This window comes from Mycobacterium intermedium (genome assembly GCF_002086275.1).
GTDB lineage: Bacteria > Actinomycetota > Actinomycetes > Mycobacteriales > Mycobacteriaceae > Mycobacterium > Mycobacterium intermedium.
On the sequence record NZ_MVHT01000008.1, the window covers coordinates 21,837 to 40,243 of the forward strand.

Annotated in this window: 15 protein-coding genes; 9 read left to right on the top strand and 6 right to left on the bottom strand. The window is 64.5% G+C overall.

The annotated features are described in order from the left end of the window. Nucleotides 1–72 precede the first annotated feature (72 nt). Complete coding sequence (locus tag BST27_RS04715; RefSeq protein ID WP_069417049.1) at nucleotides 73–495, bottom strand: group I truncated hemoglobin; 423 nt, start codon at nucleotides 493–495, stop codon at nucleotides 73–75. Between the two features lie 184 nt (nucleotides 496–679). Here BST27_RS04715 and BST27_RS04720 point away from each other — a divergent pair, with 184 nt between their 5' ends. From BST27_RS04720 to BST27_RS04740, 5 genes are all read left to right on the top strand, one after another. Beyond that, nucleotides 680–1,708 (top strand): SDR family NAD(P)-dependent oxidoreductase, encoded by a 1,029-nt coding sequence (locus BST27_RS04720; protein ID WP_069417050.1) that lies wholly within the window; start codon nucleotides 680–682, stop codon nucleotides 1,706–1,708. Between the two features lie 4 nt (nucleotides 1,709–1,712). Continuing rightward, a complete protein-coding gene (locus BST27_RS04725) occupies nucleotides 1,713–2,516 on the top strand; it encodes an SDR family NAD(P)-dependent oxidoreductase (RefSeq protein ID WP_069417051.1) in 804 nt (267 codons plus the stop codon). 71 nt (nucleotides 2,517–2,587) lie between these two features. Then, on the top strand, nucleotides 2,588–3,025 hold the full coding sequence (locus BST27_RS04730) for a type II toxin-antitoxin system Rv0910 family toxin (protein ID WP_069417052.1): 438 nt from the start codon (nucleotides 2,588–2,590) through the stop codon (nucleotides 3,023–3,025). Between the two features lie 92 nt (nucleotides 3,026–3,117). Further along, nucleotides 3,118–6,690 carry a DNA polymerase III subunit alpha gene (gene dnaE / locus BST27_RS04735; protein WP_069417053.1) on the top strand — a complete coding sequence of 1,191 codons (3,573 nt, stop codon included), beginning with the start codon at nucleotides 3,118–3,120 and terminating at the stop codon, nucleotides 6,688–6,690. Between the two features lie 144 nt (nucleotides 6,691–6,834). Next, a complete protein-coding gene (locus BST27_RS04740; RefSeq protein ID WP_170062269.1) occupies nucleotides 6,835–7,845 on the top strand; it encodes a helix-turn-helix transcriptional regulator in 1,011 nt (336 codons plus the stop codon). Nucleotides 7,846–7,920: 75 nt separating this feature from the next. Here BST27_RS04740 and BST27_RS04745 read toward each other — a convergent pair whose 3' ends face one another. Continuing rightward, nucleotides 7,921–8,226 (bottom strand): YdhR family protein, encoded by a 306-nt coding sequence (locus tag BST27_RS04745; protein ID WP_069417055.1) that lies wholly within the window; start codon nucleotides 8,224–8,226, stop codon nucleotides 7,921–7,923. Nucleotide 8,227: 1 nt separating this feature from the next. After that, nucleotides 8,228–8,842 carry a carboxymuconolactone decarboxylase family protein gene (locus tag BST27_RS04750; protein ID WP_069417056.1) on the bottom strand — a complete coding sequence of 205 codons (615 nt, stop codon included), beginning with the start codon at nucleotides 8,840–8,842 and terminating at the stop codon, nucleotides 8,228–8,230. Between the two features lie 469 nt (nucleotides 8,843–9,311). Here BST27_RS04750 and BST27_RS04760 point away from each other — a divergent pair, with 469 nt between their 5' ends. Beyond that, nucleotides 9,312–10,607: a lipase family protein gene (locus BST27_RS04760; RefSeq protein ID WP_197518046.1), complete on the top strand. Its 1,296-nt coding sequence runs from the start codon at nucleotides 9,312–9,314 to the stop codon at nucleotides 10,605–10,607. Between the two features lie 176 nt (nucleotides 10,608–10,783). On the opposite strand, the gene BST27_RS04765 is transcribed toward BST27_RS04760, so the two are convergent. Continuing rightward, nucleotides 10,784–12,751 (bottom strand): PE domain-containing protein, encoded by a 1,968-nt coding sequence (locus tag BST27_RS04765; RefSeq protein WP_079219787.1) that lies wholly within the window; start codon nucleotides 12,749–12,751, stop codon nucleotides 10,784–10,786. A 198-nt stretch (nucleotides 12,752–12,949) separates the two neighbouring features. Continuing rightward, nucleotides 12,950–13,795: a class I SAM-dependent methyltransferase gene (locus BST27_RS04770; RefSeq protein WP_069417060.1), complete on the bottom strand. Its 846-nt coding sequence runs from the start codon at nucleotides 13,793–13,795 to the stop codon at nucleotides 12,950–12,952. Nucleotides 13,796–13,911: 116 nt separating this feature from the next. On the opposite strand from BST27_RS04770, the gene fadD11 reads away from it, so the two are divergent. Further along, entirely contained in the window at nucleotides 13,912–15,738 is a 1,827-nt protein-coding gene (fadD11, locus tag BST27_RS04775) for a fatty acid--CoA ligase FadD11 (RefSeq protein ID WP_069417061.1), read from the top strand. 14 nt (nucleotides 15,739–15,752) lie between these two features. Next, nucleotides 15,753–17,654, top strand: a complete 1,902-nt coding sequence (locus BST27_RS04780; RefSeq protein WP_139805013.1) for a lysophospholipid acyltransferase — start codon at nucleotides 15,753–15,755, stop codon at nucleotides 17,652–17,654. Here the strand turns inward: BST27_RS04780 and BST27_RS04785 are convergent. Beyond that, nucleotides 17,626–17,835 (bottom strand): hypothetical protein, encoded by a 210-nt coding sequence (locus tag BST27_RS04785; protein ID WP_069417063.1) that lies wholly within the window; start codon nucleotides 17,833–17,835, stop codon nucleotides 17,626–17,628. The genes BST27_RS04780 and BST27_RS04785 overlap by 29 nt on opposite strands. Before the next feature lie 108 nt (nucleotides 17,836–17,943). Here BST27_RS04785 and BST27_RS04790 point away from each other — a divergent pair, with 108 nt between their 5' ends. Continuing rightward, nucleotides 17,944–18,381, top strand: a complete 438-nt coding sequence (locus tag BST27_RS04790; RefSeq protein ID WP_069417064.1) for a nitroreductase family deazaflavin-dependent oxidoreductase — start codon at nucleotides 17,944–17,946, stop codon at nucleotides 18,379–18,381. Nucleotides 18,382–18,407 lie beyond the last annotated feature (26 nt).

The window sequence follows — 18,407 nt, forward strand, 5'->3', positions numbered from 1 at the left end:
GACTACAGCTCGCGCCTCGGACTCGACACCCGACACGCCAGCGGACGGGGCAGTTTCTCGATTACCCGCGATTCAGACGTGACTGTCCTCGGGTGCCGCCTTGGCTTCCCCGGATGCGATGTCGGCAGCGAGCGGCGCGATGGCGCCCAGGATCTCGGTCACCGTCGTCGCAGGCACCCCCGCCGCCGTCAACGCGTCGCCCAAGTGCCCGGCGACCAGGCTGAAGTGGTGCATTGTGATGCCGCGTCCTTGATGCACCTGCTTCATCGGTGCGCCGGTATACGGCTCGGGTCCGCCGAGGGCGGCGGCGAAGAACTCCACCTGTTTGCCTTTGAGACGGCTCATATTGGTGCCGGTGAAGAAGCCGGACAGCTGGTCGTCGGCGAGCACTCTGTCGTAGAAGTCGTCGACGACGGCTTCGATTGACTCGTACCCGCCGATCTTGTCGTAAATGCTGAGCTGCTCGCGCCTCAGCAGGCGTGACAATAAACCCATGTTTCAGCTGACCATCGAGCAGTTGCGCCACCGTTAGGCCGCGGTCACGCGCGGATTGCTCTCCGTAACAGCTCGATTGCTTCGAAACCGGGGACGCCGTATCTATTCGGGGGCCGATGTCCTAGGTTGGCATCATGATCTGCGTCACACCCACCGCACCGCCATCATCAGGAGCAATCTGCCAATGAATCTTGGTGACCTCACGAACCTGGTCGAAAAGCCGTTCGCGACGATGTCGAGCATCCTCAATACGCCGAACTCGGCCGGACGATACCGGCCCTTCTATCTCAGGAATCTGCTCGACGCGGTACAGGGCGTCAAGCTCAGCGACGTCGTCGAGGGCAGGACCATCCTCATCACCGGTGGCTCGTCGGGCATCGGTGAAGCCACGGCCAAGAAGATCGCGGAATCGGGCGGCTCGATGGTGCTCGTCGCGCGCACGCTGGAGAACCTCGAACGGGTCGCCGACGAAATCCGAGCCAATGGCGGGGAAGCCCACGTGTACCCGTGCGACCTGGCGGACACCGAAGCCATCGCCGAGATGGCCGACAAGGTGCTTGCCGACCTCGGCGGGGTGGACATCCTGATCAACAACGCGGGACGGTCCATTCGGCGTTCATTGGCGCTGTCCTACGAGCGGATCCATGACTATCAGCGGACCATGCAGCTCAACTACATCGGTGCGGTTCAGCTGATCCTCAAATTCGTCCCCGGGATGCGCGAACGCGGCTTCGGGCACATCGTCAACGTCTCCTCGGTCGGGGTGCAGACCCGCGCACCGCGGTTCGGCGCCTACATCGCGAGCAAGGCCGCGCTGGACAGCCTGTGCGACGCTCTCCAAGCCGAGGTCGTGAAGGACGGCGTCAAGTTCACAACCGTGCACATGCCGCTGGTGCGCACGCCGATGATCAGTCCGACCAAGATGTACGACAAGTTCCCGGCGCTGACGCCGGACCAGGCCGCCGGTGTGATCACCGACGCGATCGTGCACCGGCCTCGGCGGTCCAGCTCACCGTTCGGGCAATTCGCCGCCGTCGCCGACGCCGTCAACCCGGCGGTGATGGACCGGTTGCGCAACCGCGCATTCGGCATGTTCGACGACTCCGCGGCAGCGAAGGGGGGCGAATCCGGCAGCGGAACCAGCACTGACACAACGGAATTGGACAAGCGAGCCGAAACATTCGTGCAGGCGACCCGAGGGATACATTGGTGACATCATGAGCCTTCCGAAACCGAGCACCACGTCTACCGTCGTCATCACCGGTGCCTCGTCGGGAATCGGGGTCGAGCTCGCGAAGGGGTTGGCCGGTCGTGGCTTCCCGCTGATGCTGGTCGCGCGGCGCCGCGAGCGCCTGGACGAGCTCGCCGACGGGCTGCGCGCGGAGCACCAGGTCGAGGTGGAAGTGCTGCCGCTGGACCTGTCCGACACCCAATCGCGCGCGCAGCTGATCGATCGTCTGCGCAGCGATCCGATTGCCGGCCTTTGCAACAGCGCAGGTTTCGGCACCAGCGGGTACTTCTACGAATTGCCGTTCGAACGGGAAAGCGAGCAAGTCACCCTGAACGCGCTCGCGCTGACCGAACTCACGCACGCCGCGCTGGGCGGCATGGTCGAGCGTGGCGCCGGCGCGGTGCTCAACATCGCCTCGATCGCGGGCTTCCAGCCGATCCCGTACATGGCGGTGTACTCGGCCACCAAGGCGTTCGTCCTGACGTTCTCCGAAGCGGTCCAGGAGGAGCTGCATGGAACGGGCGTGTCGGTCACCGCGCTGTGCCCGGGTCCGGTGCCCACCGAGTGGGCGCAGATCGCCGACGCGGAGCGGTTCAGCATCCCTATCGCGCAAGTCTCCCCGCACGACGTCGCCGAAGCGGCGATCGAGGGCATGCTGGCCGGCAAGCGCACCGTCGTGCCCGGAATCGTGCCGAAGTTCGTCAGCACCAGTGGACGGCTCATCCCGCGCAGCGTGCTGCTGCCCGGGATCCGGATCGGCAACAAGCTGCGCGGAGGGCCCGGGCGCTAGGCGTCGGTGCCGACCGGGCGGCTGGGCCGTAGTGGTCCTGCGATGCCCGACGCCGGGATACGCTCACGCGTATGGCTTCGGTGAACCTCACCCTCGACTCGCCCATGACGCCCCAGGAGATGTGGGAGCACGTCTCGGATCTGTCGACGCTGGGCGACTGGCTGGTGTTGCACGAGGGTTGGCGCAGCGACGTGCCGCCCGTCGAAGAAATGACGGAGGGCACCCAGATCGTCGGTGTGGCCCGTTCCAAGGGGCTGCGAAACCGGGTGACCTGGACGATCACCAAGTGGGATCCGCCGCACGAGGTCGGGATGTCCGGGGACGGAAAGGGCGGCGCCAAGTACAAGGTCACGCTGACCGTGACACCCACCGAGGCGGGGTCCACCCTGGGTTTGTCCGTCGACTTGGGCGGGCGCGCGTTGTTCGGTCCGGTCGGTGCCGCGGCGGCCCGTGCCGCCAAGGGTGACGTGCAAAAGTCGCTCGACAATTTCGTCAAGCTGTACGGATGAGTTCGTCGTTCTGTCACGGATAAAAACGTCTTGAGACACGGTTCGCGACACGCCGATAGTGTGTCGGTGGGCGGTCATAGACTGGCGTCCCTATGACAGATTCGTTTCCTCCCGGGTCGGGCGTCCCCCGCGGGTCGTCGTTCGTGCACCTGCACAACCACACCGAGTATTCGATGCTGGACGGTGCCGCGAAGATCACGCCGATGCTCGCCGAGGTGGAACGGCTGGGCATGCCCGCGATCGGCATGACCGACCACGGAAACATGTTCGGCGCCAGCGAGTTTTACAACACCGCGACCAAGGCCGGGATCAAGCCGATCATCGGCGTTGAGGCCTACATCGCTCCCGGCTCGCGGTTCGACACCCGGCGGGTCCTCTGGGGTGACCCCAGCCAGAAGGCCGACGACGTTTCCGGCAGCGGGTCCTATACCCACCTGACCATGGTGGCCGAGAACGCGACCGGCCTGCGCAACCTGTTCAAGCTGTCGTCGCTGGCGTCGTTCGAGGGCCAGCTCGGCAAGTGGTCGCGGATGGACGCCGAACTCGTCGCCGAATACGCCGAGGGCATCATCGCCACCACCGGCTGCCCGTCGGGGGAGGTGCAGACAAGGTTGCGGCTGGGCCACGAGCGCGAAGCGCTGGAGGCCGCGGCCAAGTGGCGGGAGATCTTCGGGCCCGACAACTACTTCCTCGAACTGATGGACCACGGGCTGTCGATCGAACGACGGGTCCGCGAGGGCCTGCTCGAGATCGGCCGCAAGCTGGACATTCCGCCGCTGGCCACCAACGACTGCCACTACGTCACCCGCGACGCCGCCCACAACCACGAGGCGCTGTTGTGCGTGCAGACCGGCAAGACCCTCTCGGATCCCAACCGGTTCAAGTTCGACGGCGACGGCTACTACCTCAAGTCGGCGGAGGAAATGCGCCAGCTCTGGGACAACGAGGTGCCCGGCGCGTGTGACGCCACCTTGTTGATCGCCGAGCGGGTCCAGTCCTACGCCGACGTATGGACGCCGCGCGACCGGATGCCGATCTTCCCGGTGCCCGAGGGCCACGACCAGGCATCCTGGTTGCGTCACGAGGTGATGGCGGGGCTGCAGCGGCGGTTCCCGTCGGGAGTCGGCCAGAACTACCTCGACCGGGCCGACTACGAGATCAAGGTCATCTGCGACAAGGGATTTCCGTCGTACTTCCTCATCGTCGCCGACCTGATCAACTACGCACGTTCGGTGGACATCCGGGTCGGGCCGGGTCGAGGGTCGGCGGCGGGTTCGCTGGTCGCGTATGCGTTGGGTATCACCAACATCGACCCGATCCCGCACGGTCTGCTGTTCGAGCGCTTCCTCAACCCGGAGCGTCCGTCGGCACCCGACATCGACATCGACTTCGACGACCGTCGGCGCGGCGAGATGGTGCGCTACGCCGCCGAGAAATGGGGCTCCGACCGGGTTGCGCAGGTCATCACCTTCGGCACCATTAAAACCAAAGCGGCGCTGAAGGATTCGGCCCGAATCCACTACGGGCAACCCGGCTTCGCGATCGCCGACCGGATCACCAAGGCGCTGCCGCCGCCGATCATGGCCAAGGACATTCCGCTGTCGGGCATCACCGATCCGGCCCACGAGCGGTACAAGGAAGCCGCCGAGGTCCGCGGGCTCATCGAGACCGATCCCGATGTCCGCACCATCTACCAGACGGCGCGCGGGCTGGAAGGCCTGATCCGCAACGCGGGCGTGCACGCGTGTGCGGTCATCATGAGCAGCGAACCGCTGACCGAGGCCATCCCGTTGTGGAAACGACCCCAGGACGGGGCGATCATCACCGGCTGGGACTACCCGTCGTGCGAGGCCATCGGCCTGCTGAAGATGGACTTCCTGGGCCTGCGCAACCTGACGATCATCGGCGACGCGATCGAGAACATCAAGGCCAACAAGGGAATTGACCTCGACCTGGAATCGGTGCCGCTGGACGACGGGCCCACCTACGAGCTGCTGGGTCGCGGCGACACCCTGGGCGTGTTCCAACTTGACGGCGGGCCGATGCGCGACCTGCTGCGCCGGATGCAGCCCACCGAATTCAACGACATCGTCGCCGTGCTGGCGCTGTACCGGCCGGGGCCGATGGGTATGAACGCCCACAACGACTACGCCGACCGCAAGAACGGCCGCCAGCCGATCAAGCCGATTCACCCCGAACTGGAGGAGCCGCTGCGCGACATCCTCTCTGAGACTTACGGCTTGATCGTCTACCAAGAGCAGATCATGTTCATCGCGCAAAAGGTGGCCTCCTACACGATGGGCAAGGCCGACGCACTGCGCAAGGCGATGGGTAAGAAGAAGCTCGAGGTGCTAGAGGCCGAGTACAAGGGCTTCTATGAGGGCATGACCGCCAACGGCTTCTCCGAAAAAGCGGTGAAAGCGTTGTGGGACACCATCCTTCCCTTCGCCGGATATGCGTTCAACAAGTCACACGCCGCCGGCTACGGCCTGGTGTCGTACTGGACCGCGTACCTCAAGGCCAACTATCCCGCCGAATACATGGCCGGGCTGCTCACCTCGGTCGGCGACGACAAGGACAAGGCCGCGGTGTATCTGGCCGACTGCCGCAAGCTCGGCATCACCGTGCTGCCGCCCGACGTCAACGAGTCCGGGGTCAACTTCGCTTCGGTGGGCCAAGACATCCGGTTCGGACTCGGCGCGGTGCGCAACGTCGGCGCCAATGTCGTCGGATCGTTGATCAGCACCCGCAACGCCAAGGGCAAGTTCACCGACTTCTCGGACTACCTGAACAAGATCGACATCTCGGCATGCAACAAGAAGGTGACCGAGTCGTTGATCAAGGCCGGTGCGTTCGACTCGCTCGGGCACGCCCGCAAGGGGCTCTTCCTGGTGCATACCGATGCGGTCGACAGCGTGCTGGGCACCAAGAAGGCCGAGGCGATGGGGCAGTTCGACCTGTTCGGCGGCTCCGATGGGGACGGCGGGGGAGACGCGGTCTTCAACATAAAGGTGCCCGACGACGAGTGGGAGGACAAGCACAAGCTCGCGTTGGAACGAGAGATGCTGGGCCTCTACGTATCCGGGCATCCGCTCAACAAGGTGGCGCACCTGTTGGCCACTCAAGTGGACACGGCCATCCCGGCGATCCTGGACGGCGACGTGCCCAACGACACTCAAGTACGCGTCGGCGGCATTCTGGCCTCGGTGAACCGGCGGGTCAACAAGAACGGAATGCCCTGGGCATCAGCACAATTGGAAGACCTCACCGGTGGCATCGAGGTGATGTTCTTCCCGCACACCTACTCCAGCTACGGCGCCGAGATCGCCGACGACGTGGTGGTCCTGATCAACGCCAAAGTGGCGGTGCGCGACGACCGTATCTCGTTGATTGCCAACGAACTCGTCGTGCCCGACTTCAGCAACGCCCAGGCCGACCGACCGGTCGCGGTAAGCCTGCCCACCCGACAATGCACCTTGGACAAAGTGACCGCGCTCAAGCAGGTGCTGGCGCGCCATCCGGGCACCTCGCAGGTGCATCTTCGGCTGATCAGCGGCGACCGGATCACCACGCTGGAGCTCGATCAGTCGCTGCGCGTGACACCGTCTCCGGCGCTGATGGGGGACCTGAAAGCGCTGCTCGGTCCGGGGTGTCTGGGCGCCTGACCGACGGGTCAGGTTAGGTCCACCCGCACAATCACGCTGCCCGCCCACCCCGACCGATATCTTCCTGGTGCGCCTAACGCTCGCCGGATGGCGGATGAGCGGCCTATTCTGCGACAGCAATTGTCTACTGGATTCGAGGTGGTTATGACGACGGGGCTCGGTACTGGAGACGAAGCCACCGATGCTGAGCATGCAGAGTGGACATTTGAGTCCAGCGATGCCGGCACTGCGCACCGTCATCTGACCGCTTCACTGGGGCGACATGCGTTCAAGGTGTCCGGCAATGGTAGGGGTTTGTGTGTCAGGCACTCTGTGGCGGCGATGCGGGGTATCGGCGTGCATCGGCTCACCTACGGCGCGGCCAGTGTGGACTTGCAGCCAGACCCCAGTGCGAACCATATCGTTGTCGTGCAACCGCGGCGGGGTCGAATTTCTGCGGTGGGTGGATCGATCGGAGTTGTTGCCAAGCCGGGGATTCCGATCGTTCTCGATGTTGGACGTCAGTACCGTCTGCACTGGGCAGAGCGTGCGTTGGCATCGAAGTTGGTCATTGACAAGCAGTTCGCGCGCGCCGTCGCGGCCGATAGGCATGGCGTTCCCGAAACCCGGTTGACGTTGAGCTTCGATCTCAGCTGCCCGACCTCAGCTCACGCCACCATTGTGTGGTCGCGCTTGGTGTCGCTCATCTCGGCCCAGGCCGAGGCGGCCAACTCGGCCGAATTGTCTACCCTCACTGAGTATCATCTCGCCCGGTCAGCGGTGGCCGCACTACTGGATTGCTTTCCCGCAGCCGTTCGCGTTGACACCCAGCGACGCAGTCCACAGGCGTCCGCCGCTTCGGTGGCCAGGGCCATCGCATATATCGAGACCCACGCCGCGGCTCCAATCACGCTGCGAGACATCGCTGATTCGGTGGGACTGAGCCCGCGAGCGTTGCAGATCGCCTTTCGTCGGTATCGCGATATGTCACCTATGGAGTACGTCCGCGCGGAACGCCTTCGACGCGCATACGCCGACCTCCGCGACGCCCATCCGGATAGCACAACGGTCGCGGCCGTCGCCGGCCGCTGGGGCTACTACAACCCTGGCAGATTCGCGACCGAGTTCCGCCAGGCATTCGGTCGGTACCCGCGAGAGATCCTGGCCTCAGAATGACCTCAGAATGACCGAGAATGACCTTTGATGCCGGGCCACCTTGTGCGGCACCGGCATCAAAGGTCAGCCAGTCGGTCAGCGCCCCGGAAGTCCTCGCGTGCGAGCGCTCAACGCTTCGTCAACATCGAAGCGCTGCACGGTGAAGTCACTGAACTTGGGGTGCGAACGCAGTTGCGCGACCAAGGGTCCCGCCAAGTAGGAATCCACTGCTGCCGCGTCACGGAAGACGTAGAAGCCGCCACTTCCGCCGTCGACGTTCAGCCACGTCTTGCCGAGTAGTCCGTCCACGTCGACGAGTGCATCAGCGAAGGTATCAGCGATCGCAGCCAGTTCGTCCGGCTCCGCCGCACTTGAGAATGTCACCAGAATCGCCGTGGCCATATCACCAGATCTCCACGTTTAGCGCCGAAAAGAACTTGGACAGCGCCGACATGTGCGCCGCAAGCTCGGTGAGCTCGGCTATCTCCGGATCGGAATACCACCGCCGGAGGTTGTCGACGTCTTCGTCGGTGACCTTGTAGGCGTGCAGCGCGATCTTGCGTGCATAGTCGAACACCGCCAAGACGCGTTCGTCGAACGCATCCCTGTGCTCGTCATAGGCGTGGACCTTGGCCACCAGACTGTCTTCGGCACCTTCAAATCGTGAGGCCGCCGTGTGCCAGGCGATGCAGTACGGGCATTCGAGGGCGAAAGCGACCACGAGACCGACGAGTTCGGCCAATTGCGGGTCTTTCTTCGAGATGAGGCTTTCGCGAACGACGTACCAGTCCTTCTCCAGCCACGCCTTGAGCAAACCCGGGCTCAGCCCGAGTACACGAACGAATTGACTGACCCACTCGTGATGTTCGGGAGTGCCCTTCTCCCGGAATGGATGATCGACAGTTGGTGCGATTTGGAAGTACTCACCGTTGGTCTTCTTCACATAGTCGTCGAGGACCTGCTTCGCTTCGGGTGAGAGGCTGTCTAGATCAGGGACCAACTTCAAGCGGGGCGTCACGGATACTCCTCTGTAGTGTGATGCAGGATCTGCTCCCATGTAGTCAAGCCGACTGTGACGAACTCCGACAGTCGCTGAGCGCACCGTCAATGTACAGATCGCGCATCCGACGGCCGGCGGTCGGATGCGATTCTCGGCGCCGTCCGATGATGGTCTGCGACAGCTGTTTTAGTACCAGGAACACGACAAGCGTGCCTCGAAGGCGTTGGTACACCGTGTGATCCACGATCATGCACGGGCTGTTCACCGGTTCAGGGTCTGCCCTGAGCGATCTCAGCGACTCCGATGCGACGGGATTTTTCTCAGCCCGATTGCATGAAGTATCCGCTGGTGGTTGCGATTTCATAACGAACTTCCGGCCGGCGGCTACGCGGGACCTGCCTAGCATTTCGACCCACCGAGACAAATCGAACGAAACGGGGCGTGTGTGAGCCGAAAGTCAGGAGTCGTTAGAACGGCATTCCGTTCAGTGACGGCGGTCCTCGCCGTCATACTGGGGTTTCCAGCAATCGCCCTCTCGCCGTTGGCATCTGCCGACGAGACGAAGTACCTCGCGTTTTACACACCCCCCGACTCCCTGCCGCACGGAACCCATGGTGACCTCATCCGTTCGGAGCCGGCAAATATCGTCTACGAGCCATCCGGCCAACTGGGCAGTTGGACGGCCACCGGAACCCGGATCATGTACCAAACCACCAACGCCAAGGGGCAATCGGTGGCGGCCACCGGCGTCTACCTCGAGCCCGACGTACCGTGGCAGGGTAACGGCCCACGCCCGCTGATCGGCTACGCGCCGGGACCGTACGGCATCGGCGAACAGTGCGCACCGTCGCGACTGATCGACCGGGGAATCCACTTCTCTCAGGGATTCGACCTGACATTCAACTACGAGGAGACCTTCCTCGCCACATTGGTGGCGCGGGGATTCGCAATAGTGGTGGCCGACGGTGTCGGTATGGGTGTGCACATCCCCGGCGGGCCCGAGTTCGGCAACCGATTGTCCGCCGGCACAGGCCTTCTCGACGCAGTGCGTGCCGCCAAGAAGCTGCCCGGTACCTCGCTGACCCCCGACGGCCCGGTCGCGTTGTGGGGCTGGTTGAGTGGCGGGCAGGCGGCCGGATCCGCGGCCGAGCAGGCGGCGACTTACACCCCGGAGCTGAACATCGTCGGTACGGTCCTCAACACTCCGCTGGCCGACCTGTCACTACTTCCACCTTTCGTCGACGGGAGTCTCCTCGCGGGCGCCTTGGCCTACGTGCTCAACGGGGTGGTGTTTGCCTATCCCGAGACCAAAGACCTTCTCGTACAGGCATTAACACCGCGGGGTCTGCACTACGTCGAGTGGTCAAGCTACATCTGCCTGGTACAGTCGGTCGCCGACTTCGGATTCCGACACCTCTACTTCCCCGACGGCACCGGCTGGTTCAAGGCGCCCCCCGAGGAAATCTTCGGTAGCGAACCCGTTAAAAGCCTGCTCCTCGCTCAGAATCTGGGCAATGCCCGCCCGAAGGGGCCGGTCTACATCTCCGCCAATAGATTCGACTCGTTCAACCCCTACCAAGCGTCGATCGATCTGGCTGCGCACTGGTGTGACCGAGGCGCAGATGTCCAGCTATGGACCAATGAAGAACCTCCATTTCTGAACAAGACGGGCATCAACACTCTGCTGCCGTACTTCGTCGACGGCGAGCGGTCGATGCAGTGGCTGGCGGACCGCTTCAACGGCGTGCCGACCACGCCGAATTGCCATGACGCCGCAGCGTAATCCGTGAAAACCGGACCTGGTTGACAGCCGTGCCTCCCGAAAGCCGAGCAAGACAGCTTCTGTGACCGGGCGTGCGAGGTCATCGAATCGGGGATGCGGTGCACCTGTTCCTGATCGACGCCCGCACGTGCGGGATTCACCCCTGCTGAACAGTGCGAGTTCTGCCCGTTACGGGATTACGGGTAGAACGGGTTCAGGTCCGGCGGAATGATCTGGTTGCCCGTCACGCCGGTAAACCGGATGAAGATCTGCGCGGGAATGTTCAGCGTCTGGTAGATGCCGGCGCCGATCCACGAGACCGGCAGCTGCAACAAGCTGGGCACCGACTGGACAATGCTGTCGATGGGCCCGTACACCAGGTAAGGAATCGTGGCTGCGATCGTGCGCGCCGTCAGGGTTACGTTCTCTGGGATGTCGGGATAACCCTGGGTGGCGAACGTCTGGTTCAGCAGGGGGAACAGGTTGGAGCCGGGGTCGTAGTAGTAGTTGTCGAAGACGGGGGACGTGAGGGGAGCGCCCTGCATGTACGACGCCGGGGTCAGGCCGAATGCATCCAAAATGGTTGGCGTCGTGCTGTTGATCTGCCATTGGTTGTTGATCCAACCGTCCATCATGTCGTTGCCGGCCTGATCCCACATCAGGAATGTTGCTGTCTCCAGCGGTGATTGGAAGCCGTGGCCGCGACCGAACTGGTCGGGGGAGATGTGACCGTGGTCGGTGACCATGAGGATGTCCCATTCCTCGCCGGTTGTGTTCTCCCAGTCCCACACCGCTCCCAAAAGGCCTCCGCCGCCGTTGGTTTGGGTGCCGAGTTGGGCGTCCATGATCTGCAGGGCCTGCACGTACTGCGGAGAACCGCCACCGAATGCGTGCCCGACCTCGTCGACTCCCACGTAGTACGCGAAGATCAAATTGCCCTTGTTGGGATCGGCGGCCATGATCGCGGCCGTGGCCTGCGAGGTGACTTGGGCCTGCGACGCTGCCCAGAGCACGTCGTTCGGGTCATGGCCAACGAATTGGATGTTGTCGGCGGGGAACGCGCCAGCACCGGCGATGTCGGTGATGACTTGCCAGTTGCCGATCACCGTGGTGTTGACATCGTCGCCGTAGAAGCCCTCGAGTTGGTTGAACACCGTGGGCCACATGTCGTACGTCCATGGAGTGAAGACGTTGTTGGTCACACCGGATTGCTCGCTCCACACACCGGTCGTGATCGCCGTCCACGACGGGTTGGAGATGCTGGTGTGTCCGATGATTGTCGACGCGGAGGTGGTGCTCTGCTGCATGAACGCGTGGAAGTTCGGGGTACCGGCTGGGTCGGACAGAATTCTGCTCAGATTCGTGCCGTCCGTGCCGATCAGCAGGAAGTTGCGATCGGGTGCGGCCGCGAGCAGATTGGCGACGGTCATTGCATCGGACGGCACGAACAGCACGTTCCCCATGCCGAACCCGCCCTCGCCGTTGGCGCCTGGGGTGCCGAAGAAGGACAATGCTCGGCCCCCGAGCCCACCGAACCCGTAGGTGACCGCGCCAACCCCGCCGGTGCCGCCGGCCCCGCCATTGCCCCACAGCAGCCCGCCGGTGCCGCCGTTCCCGCCGACGCCGCGTCCGATACCGCCGGCGCCGCCCACGCCGCCGTTACCGATCAACCCGGCGTCGCCGCCGCGTCCGCCCCGGCCGCCTGGCGCGCCCGAGCCGCCATTGCCGCCGTTGCCCCAAAGGATGCCGCCGGCCCCACCGTTCTGGCCGGTGCCGGGTGTGCCGTCGGCTCCGTTGCCGATCAGCGGACGGCCTAACAGCAGGTTGGTGGGCGCATTGATCACACCCAGAACTTGGTCGCCGACGGCCTGCAAAGGACTGGCCGCGGCCGCTTCTGCCGCCGCATACGCCCCACTGGCGCCGTTCAATGCCTGTACAAAGCGCTCATGGAACGCCGCCGCCTGCGCGCTGATCGCCTGGTACTCCTGGGCCTGCCCGGAAAAGAGCGCGGCGATCGCCGTCGATACCTCGTCAGCGGCGGCAGCCAACACCGTGTTGGTCGGAGTTACCGCCGCTTGGTTTGCTGCCTGAATCGAGGACTCGATAGCCGCGAGATTCACGGCTGCAGTCGTCAGCAGGTCGGGTGTTGCGAGTACAAACGACATGTGGTCCTCCAACCAGGCAACTGTGACCATCGGAAGATTAACGCTGCCAATAATTGCACGACTCCGAGCAATTTTCGGCGTATCTGCCAAGCAACTCGCGCGTCACTGTACCCGAGGGCGCGGTGCACACTGAGATTGCCGTCACGGTCGTGGATCGCCGCCAACCCACAGCCACCAGGGCAATCTCGCCGGCGCGGACTAGAAGCGGTAGCGCAGGATGCGGGCCTTCCGGGCGCCGGCCTTGAACTTGCCAGATGCCTTGGTAGCTAATCGAATCCACCCGGGGAACAGCTCGACCTCCGGTGCGTGCGCCAGGCTGGCCTCCTCGACCAGCGTCAACCGGGGATTCCAGGCCTCCGGCACCCGGGCGTCTTTGAAGCCCGCGTACCCCCATTGGGTGCCAACGTTGGCGAACATCCGCTGCGGGGCCAGCTTCACCGCAACCCGACTGACCCAGCCGATGCGTCCGTAGTCGTTGAAGGCCAACTCGCCGGAGCCGAAGTGGTCGGTGATGCGGCGAAAGATGCCGACGATCACCGGCTTGGACAGGAACGCGAACAGGCCGTCGGCAATCAGGATGGTGGGTCGGTCGGCCGGGATCCCGGACGGCCAGCTGTCGTCGGCGAGCGACACCGCGATGGAATGCGCGTTGTCGGGGCCGGGCATTACCTGCTCACGCAGTGCGATGACGCGTGGCAGGTCGATGCTGTACCAGTCCACCGTGGCGGGCGGCCTGACCCGGAACACGCCCGTGTCCAGCCCGGCGCCCAGATCCACCACGACGGCATCGGGGTGCTTGGAGATGAAGGCGCGAAGGCGGTCGTCGAGCATCTTGGCGCGCAGCGCCGTCTGGCAGACAACGCTGACGGTGACCCCGAGCCCGGCGAAGTCGTAATCGATCTTGCCGACGATGTCGTCGGCGAGTGTGTCGCCGAGAATCGGCCGGGACCAGCGACTATCCAGCGCGCGGGCGTACTGGGTCAAGAATGCGGTCTGTTCGAGCGGGGAGAAGCCGCTGACATCGATTCCGGAATGAGAGGCCACTGTCGCCAACGTACGCTGAGTGAGGCAGGTATTTCGTACGCCGAGTCGGCGGACGTACGCTCTGGGCGAGGCGGATCCGGTGCCGAGGAGTGCCAAGGAGTGCCGAGGAGTAAGAAATGACCACGACCGACCGAGCGGTCACCATGTGCGAGGCGTTTCAGCGGACAGCGGCGATCCAGCCGGATGCGGTCGCGCTGCGGACGGTCGGCGGCGGGCAGACCTTGACCTGGCGCGAGTACGCGGAACAGGTGCGCCGGACCGCGGCCGGCCTGTCCGGCTTGGGGGTTTCGCGCGGTGACACCGTGTCGCTGATGATGGCCAACCGGGTCGAGTTCTACCCGCTAGAGGTGGGCGCGCAACACCTTGGGGCAACGTCGTTTTCGGTCTACAACACGCTGCCGGCCGAGCAGTTGACGTACGTGTTCCAGAACGCCGGCACCAAGGTCGTGATCTGCGAGGAGCGGTACGTCGACCGGATCCGCGCCAGCGGCGCACCGATCGAGCACATCGTTTGCATCGACGGTGCCCCTGATGGCGCGCTGTCCGTGGCGGACCTGTACGCAGCCGCGGCTGACGATTTCGACTTCGAGCAGACCTGGCGTGCGGTGCAGCCCGACGACATCCTGACTCTGATCTACACCTCCGGGACCACGGGCAACCCGAAGGGCGTCGAGATGACGCACGCCAACATCCTCTTCGAGGGCTACGCCATCGACCAAGTGCTCGGTCTCGAGTTCGGGGACCGGGCGACGTCGTTCCTACCGACCGCGCACATCGCCGACCGAATGTGTTGCCTCTACGGCCAGGAAATGTTCGGCACCCAGATCACCACGGTGTCCGATCCTCGCGCGATTGTGACGGCGCTTCCTGAAGTGCGGCCAACAGTGTGGGGCGCCGTACCGCGAATATGGGAAAAGCTCAAGGCCGGAATCGAATTCACAGTCAGTAACGAGACGGACGAGATGAAGCGGACCGCATTGCAGTGGGCGATGTCAGTGGCCGACAAACGCGCCCGGGCGCTGCTCTTGGACGAACCGATGTCCGACGAACTGGCCGCCGAATGGGCCCGCGCCGACGAGTTGGTGTTGTCCAAGTTGCGCGAAAAGCTCGGTTTCGGCGAGTTGCGGTGGGCGATCTCGGGCGCGGCGCCGGTCCCGAAGGAAACGCTGGCCTTCTTCGCGGGCATCGGCATCCCGATAGCCGAGGTGTGGGGCATGTCGGAGCTGAGCTGTGCGGCCACCGCCAGCCATCCGCGCGAGGCACGCCTGGGCTCCGTCGGAAAGCTGTTGCCGGGGATAGAAGGCCGGATCGCCGAGGACGGCGAATTCCTGGTGCGGGGGCCGCTGGTGATGAAGGGCTACCGCAAGGAGCCGGCGAAGACCGCCGAGGCGATCGACGCCGACGGATGGCTACATACCGGCGACATCATCGAGATGGACCCCGACGGCTACCTGCGGGTGGTGGACCGCAAGAAGGAGCTGATCATCAACGCGGCCGGAAAGAACATGTCGCCGGCCAACATTGAGAACACGATCCTGGCGGCGTGCCCGCTGATCGGCGTCGTGATCGCGATCGGGGACGGCCGTCCTTACAACACGGCGCTGCTGGTGTTCGACGCCGATTCGGTCGGCCCCACCGCGGCCCAGCGCGGGCTGGAAGCGTCGCCCGCCGCCCTGGCCGCCGACCCGGAGATCGTGGCGCAGGTGGCCGCCGGCGTCGCCGCGGCCAACGAGAAACTGTCCCGGGTGGAGCAGATCAAACGTTTCCGAATCTTGCCCACCCTGTGGGAGCCGGGTGGCGACGAGATCACCCTGACGATGAAGCTGAAGCGCAAGCCCATCGCCGCCAAGTTCGCCACCGAGATCGAAGAGCTGTACGCGACCGAACCCGGGCCCGATATCCACGAGCCCGCCAAGTCGGCACCCGCGGCAGCCTTGGCGTGACGGGAGGTGTGGCGATGACCGCAGGGGAGATCGGCCGGATCAGGGCGCGAAAGCTGTTGCAGCGCACTGGAATTATCGGAGAGGCAACGACGGCGCTGGCCACCGACCCGCCCGAGGTGGCTCAGCTGCTGCAGGCACAGTGGTTCAGCGAGCGACTGGATGCGCTGGCGGACGAGCTTGGCCGCGATAGCGCCGATGTTCGAGCGGAGGCCGCGGGTTACCTGCGCGAGGTGGCCGCGACGCTGGATGAGCGCGCCGTGCATGCGTGGCGTGGGTTCAGCCGATGGTTGATGCGCGCCTACGACGTGCTGGTGGATGAGGACCAAATCGCACACCTGCGCAAGCTTGACCGCAAGGCGACACTGGCGTTTGCGTTCTCGCACCGGTCCTACCTGGACGGCATGCTGTTGCCCGAAGCGATTGCGGCGAACCGACTTTCGCCGGCGCTGACGTTCGGCGGGGCGAACTTGAACTTCTTTCCGATGGGCGGGTTCGCCAAACGCACCGGCACGATCTTCATCCGGCGACAGACCAAGGACATCCCGGTCTACCGATTCGTGTTGCGCGCCTACACCGCCCAGCTGGTGCAGAACCACGCCAACCTCACGTGGTCTATCGAAGGTGGGCGGACCCGGACCGGCAAACTGCGGCCGCCGGTGTTCGGCATCCTGCGCTACATCACCGACGCCGTCGACGAAATCGACGGCCCCGAAGTCTATTTGGTGCCGACGTCCATCGTCTACGACCAGCTGCACGAAGTGGAGGCGATGACCACCGAGGCCTACGGTGCCGCCAAGCGGCCGGAGGACCTTCGGTTTCTGGTGCGGCTGTCGCGCCAGCAGGGTGAACGGCTCGGCCGGGCCTACCTCGACTTCGGCGACCCGCTGCCGCTGCGTCAACGCCTCGAAGAATTGCGGGCCGACCCGTCGGGCACCGGCACGGTGGTCGAGCGCATCGCGCTGGACGTGGAGCATCGAATCAACCGCGCCACGCCGGTCACACCGACCGCGGTGGTGAGTCTGGCTCTGCTGGGCGCGGACCGCTCACTGTCCATCAGCGAGGTGCTGGCCACGGTGCGGCCGCTGGCCAGCTACATCGCGGCTCGCAACTGGACGGTTGCCGGCGCCGCCGACCTGACCAACAAGTCGACCATCCGCTGGACCCTGCATCAGATGGTCGACTCGGGCGTGGTCAGCGTGTACGACGCGGGTACCGAAGCGGTCTGGGGGATCGGCCACGATCAACACCTGGTCGCGGCCTTCTATCGCAACACCGCAATCCACATCCTGGTCGATCGCGCGATCGCCGAGTTGGCGCTGGTGGCGGCAGCCGAAGAGTCAAGCGATGGCACGGTGGCCCCGGCGGCGGTCCGCGACGAAGCGCTGCGGCTGCGCGAGCTGTTGAAGTTCGAGTTCCTGTTCTCGGGTCGCGCGCAGTTCGAGAAGGAACTTGCCGACGAGGTGCGCCTCATCGGGCCGGCGGTGGACACCACCAAGTCCGCGAGTGTGGCCGACGTGCGGCGGCTGCTGGAATCGGCCGACCTGCTGCTGGCGCACCTGGTGCTGCGTCCGTTCCTGGACGCATATCACATCGTGGCCGACCGACTGGCGGCGCTGGAGGATGAAGAGCTCGACGAGAACGCCTTCCTGACCGAATGTCTCGAGGTCGGCAAGCAGTGGGAGCTGCAGCGCAGGATCGCCAGCGCCGAGTCGAGGTCGATGGAACTGTTCAAGACGGCGTTGCGGCTGGCTAGACACCGGGAGCTGGTTGACGGCTCAACCGGTCCAGACGCCGAAGACATCGCGAAACGTCGTCAGGAATTTGCGGACGAGATCGCCGCGGCGACGCGACGGGTCAACGTGATCGCCGAAATTGCCAGGAGGCGCGTCAGCGGCGCGGATGGGCCCGCGTCTTAAGCGCGACCCCCACCGCAACGCCGATACCGGCACCGATCAGGACCGCTGGCGCCGCACTGGTGGTCACGACCCCGACGACCAGAAAAGCGACAAGGCCCGCGATGATGGCGTGCAACTTGTGCCGCGGCCATGGAACACCCGCGATCGGCACATCCGACGCGTTGAGGGCGGGCAAAGTCATAGTTTCACCATACCGAACACTTTATTTTTCGCCCAAACGAACTCTCTGATGTGAACGTGCTGATCTAAAGGTGCGGGGCACGCGCATAGAGCGCATAGAGTTGGTGGCATGCCGCTAACAGGTGAATACGAACCCAGTCCCTCCGATTGGGCCCGCGAACAGGCCGAGAAGATCATCGCTTCCGGTGGTACCGAGGCCACGGAGTTGCAGGGGAAGCCCGTCATCCTGCTCACGACCGTCGGGGCCAAGACCGGCAAGCTTCGCAAAACCCCGCTGATGCGGGTCGAACACGACGGTGAGTACGCGGTGGTCGCCTCACTGGGCGGGGCGCCGAAGCACCCGGTCTGGTACCACAACGTGAAGAAGAATCCGCGGGTGGAGTTGCAAGACGGTCCCGTGACCCGTGACTACGAAGCGCGCGAGGTGTTCGGCGACGAGAAGGCCACGTGGTGGGAGCGGGCGGTGGAAGTCTGGCCCGATTACGCCAAGTACCAGGAGAAGACGGAACGCCAGATTCCGGTGTTCGTCCTCACCCCGGTGAGCTGACCTTCCCGCTGAGCCAGTAGCTGCGG